Origin of the sequence: Wolbachia endosymbiont of Madathamugadia hiepei, from assembly GCF_013366855.1 — a bacterium.
Taxonomy (GTDB): domain Bacteria; phylum Pseudomonadota; class Alphaproteobacteria; order Rickettsiales; family Anaplasmataceae; genus Wolbachia.
Genome location: NZ_WQMP01000134.1, coordinates 1 through 2,809 on the forward strand (window position 1 = coordinate 1; position 2,809 = coordinate 2,809).

Genomic DNA, 2,809 nt, shown 5'->3' on the forward strand with positions numbered 1-2,809 from the left:
AAAGATAGGATCAACAGCTGATAAAGCAGCGGGTGTGATTCATACTGATTTCGAAAAAGGCTTTATAAAAGCAGAAACGATAAGATTTGCAGACTATGTAAAATATGGAAGCGAATCAGCCTGCAAAGACGCAGGAAAAATTCGCTTCGAAGGCAGAGATTATATCGTGCAAGATGGCGATATAATGCACTTTAGGTTTAATGTGTAGTAGACCTACCTAAACAGCAGGTGCTTTCTCAGGAATAGGAACTTTTTTCTCTACAGTTACTTGCTCATCAAAGGCTGAACTAGGTGCATCAACAACGATATTCTCGCGTGGCTGTGTATTTTCCTTCTCCTCACATGGTGTTTGCTGGATTAGACATTTTTCTAAAACTTCATGTAAAGCTTTACCCCCTATAAGCGCAATCTCATTTTGCTTAGCTAGTTCTAAAATGTCCTTCGGTTCAACACCGCTACCGTCAATAGTTGATTTTTTAATACTAATTTGACCAGAATTTATACTTAGAACAATAACGCAACTAAGATCTTTCTCTGAGGTATCTTTTGCATTCCAACTAATTTCAATGTCGCATATTGCAAATTCTGTAAAGGAGTAGTTCCTCTGTTGTTTCTCATTCTTCTTGATTGTTACTACTCTTTTGCCATTGCTGTATATTTTTACTCTTTTTACTTCACTTTTTTCTTCTTCAATTCTTTTAATCTTTTTGCTAAAAAAGCTGCTGGTTTCTAAAGTCTGTCCAGGTTTAGTAATGTTAATATTAAGGTTCTCATGAATATTGCGATCGTGCCCTGGACACGCTACATGATATCCATTAAAAAAAGCTGTCAGGTCACTATTTAAAAACTCTTTTGCATCATTTATTCCTTGCCGAATTCTATCCGAATATATCTTCATCCTCTCCCCAAACTTCTTTCTGGCCTGGGCATCACACTTCTTACTTATTATATCCATTATCTCTTTTTCCTTGCGAAATACCACATCGACAAAGAGGAAAACATTCTTCTTTCTTCCATAATATTTTGCTATTTCATCAAATGGATTTGCCTCTTTACCTTCATTGTAATTCATGTCATATAAATGGTGATTAAATGGTCCACCTGAGAAATCCAAACTATCAAAGTCTGTCAGTACGTTTTGTACTTCAGGATCGTCATCAAATTTATGCTCGCCCTGAAAAACTCCCTGTACAATTACCTTTTCTTGAGAATCTGATGAATTTAACATTATACCCTCTTACATTTCCAAATACAAAAGTAATATATTTAATGTTGTATTCTGTAAAGCTAAAATTTAGTTATGTCAACACTAATAGCATAAATTCTGTGTTGTTTGCAGCTTTATCAATTTGTTAGGCAGTATTATTAAAGAATTAGTTGAACAGATGTTATGACTAAATTTAACTCCATCTACAAGTTCTCCACTCGTTACTCCAGTTGCAATGAACACTGATTCGCCTCTTGCCATATCTTTTATAGTGTAGATTTTTTCTGGGTCATCAATATTCAAACTTTTTGCTCTTTCTTTTAACTGATCCGTGTCAAATATTAATCTTCCCTCCATCTGTCCACCGATTGAGCTCAACGCTGCAGCCGCAAGCACTCCTTCTGGCGCTCCCCCGATGCCAATACACGTATCATGATTGCCATTCACTAGCGAAACTACAGCAGCAATATCACCATCATCTATTAGTTTAATTTTTGCGCCTAATCTCCTGATTTTTGCTATTAATTCATTGTGCCTTTTACGTTTAAGTATAGTTACTGTCAGATCACTTACCTTACATCCTTTTGCCTTTGCTAGATTGTCTAAATTTTTTTCAATGCTATTTTTTAATGAAACTACACCCTCTGGAAGATTCTTTCCTACTGCTATTTTTTCCATATAAACGTCAGGTGCGTGTAAAAAATCACCTTTTTTTGTTGCAGCAAGAACGGACATTGCTCCTTGTTTATAATGAGCGCAAATTGTAGTGCCTTCAAGTGGATCAACAGCAATGTCAATCTCAGGGCCACTTCCTGTGCCAACTTTTTCCCCGATATATAGCATCGGTGCTTCGTCCCTCTCCCCTTCGCCGATCACAATCGTACCATTCATTTTCATGGAGTTTAGCATCGTCCGCGTCGCATCAACTGCAACCTGATCAGCCCTTTTTTCATCACCAAAGCCTACCAACTTATGTGCAGCAAGCGCTCCAGCTTCGGTCACTTTGACTAATTTGTAAGCTAAATCTTCTATCATTTGCTCGAGATAAAGCATTCAATATACATTATGCCACTTAAAACTGCAATACATCTTGACTGATTGCGGGGAAGTTGGTATAATAAACTAACATATATTAGTAAGTTTAGTTATGGCATATAGTGATGATGATGTTAGGGAGTTATATCTAGATATAGATAGGATTATAGGTGGTGATAAAGTTGCCAGTCTTGAAAATTTGCAAAATAGGTTAAGAAGAAAAGCTAAATTTAAAGAAGTTAATTTCCAAGATGAATGTGAAGGAGGCAATTCATTAGGAAACTTGCTCGTAAAATACGCAACTGAAAATGATAACTCACGTGTTAAGGATCTTTTCCTGAAAAACGGATTCACTCTCCCTTAACAAGAGCAGGTAGTCGCAGTGACAAACGAGGAAGAGGAGCAAAAGGTACCTGATATTTCAGAAAATAAAACAGAAACCAGCTCAGTAGATTCTAGTAACTCCGGAGATACTAAATTTGCTATGTCATATGATAAGATAAAGGAAATTGTAGCTAACAACCCTGATATAACTGCTGAGGGGTTTAAAAAGGAGCTTAAAGAAAA

At 36.5% G+C, this 2,809-nt stretch carries 4 protein-coding genes and 1 pseudogene; 3 read left to right on the plus strand and 2 right to left on the minus strand.

Annotation, left to right across the window (positions count from 1 at the left end; genetic code table 11):
* Positions 1-208, plus strand: a 208-nt coding sequence (locus GO685_RS04570; protein ID WP_175937769.1) for a DUF933 domain-containing protein, incomplete at its 5' end; no start/stop codon positions are given.
* A gap of 9 nt (positions 209-217) precedes the next feature.
* On the opposite strand, the gene GO685_RS04575 is transcribed toward GO685_RS04570, so the two are convergent.
* Positions 218-1,228 (minus strand): hypothetical protein, encoded by a 1,011-nt coding sequence (locus GO685_RS04575; protein ID WP_175937770.1) that lies wholly within the window; start codon positions 1,226-1,228, stop codon positions 218-220.
* An 81-nt stretch (positions 1,229-1,309) separates the two neighbouring features.
* Positions 1,310-2,239, minus strand: a complete 930-nt coding sequence (gene glpX / locus GO685_RS04580; RefSeq protein ID WP_343033217.1) for a class II fructose-bisphosphatase — start codon at positions 2,237-2,239, stop codon at positions 1,310-1,312.
* 115 nt (positions 2,240-2,354) lie between these two features.
* Here glpX and GO685_RS04585 point away from each other — a divergent pair, with 115 nt between their 5' ends.
* Positions 2,355-2,606, plus strand: coding sequence for a hypothetical protein (locus GO685_RS04585; RefSeq protein WP_175937771.1), 252 nt, complete (start codon positions 2,355-2,357; stop codon positions 2,604-2,606).
* An 18-nt stretch (positions 2,607-2,624) separates the two neighbouring features.
* Positions 2,625-2,809 (plus strand): annotated as a pseudogene (locus GO685_RS04590) (hypothetical protein); the annotation flags it as partial.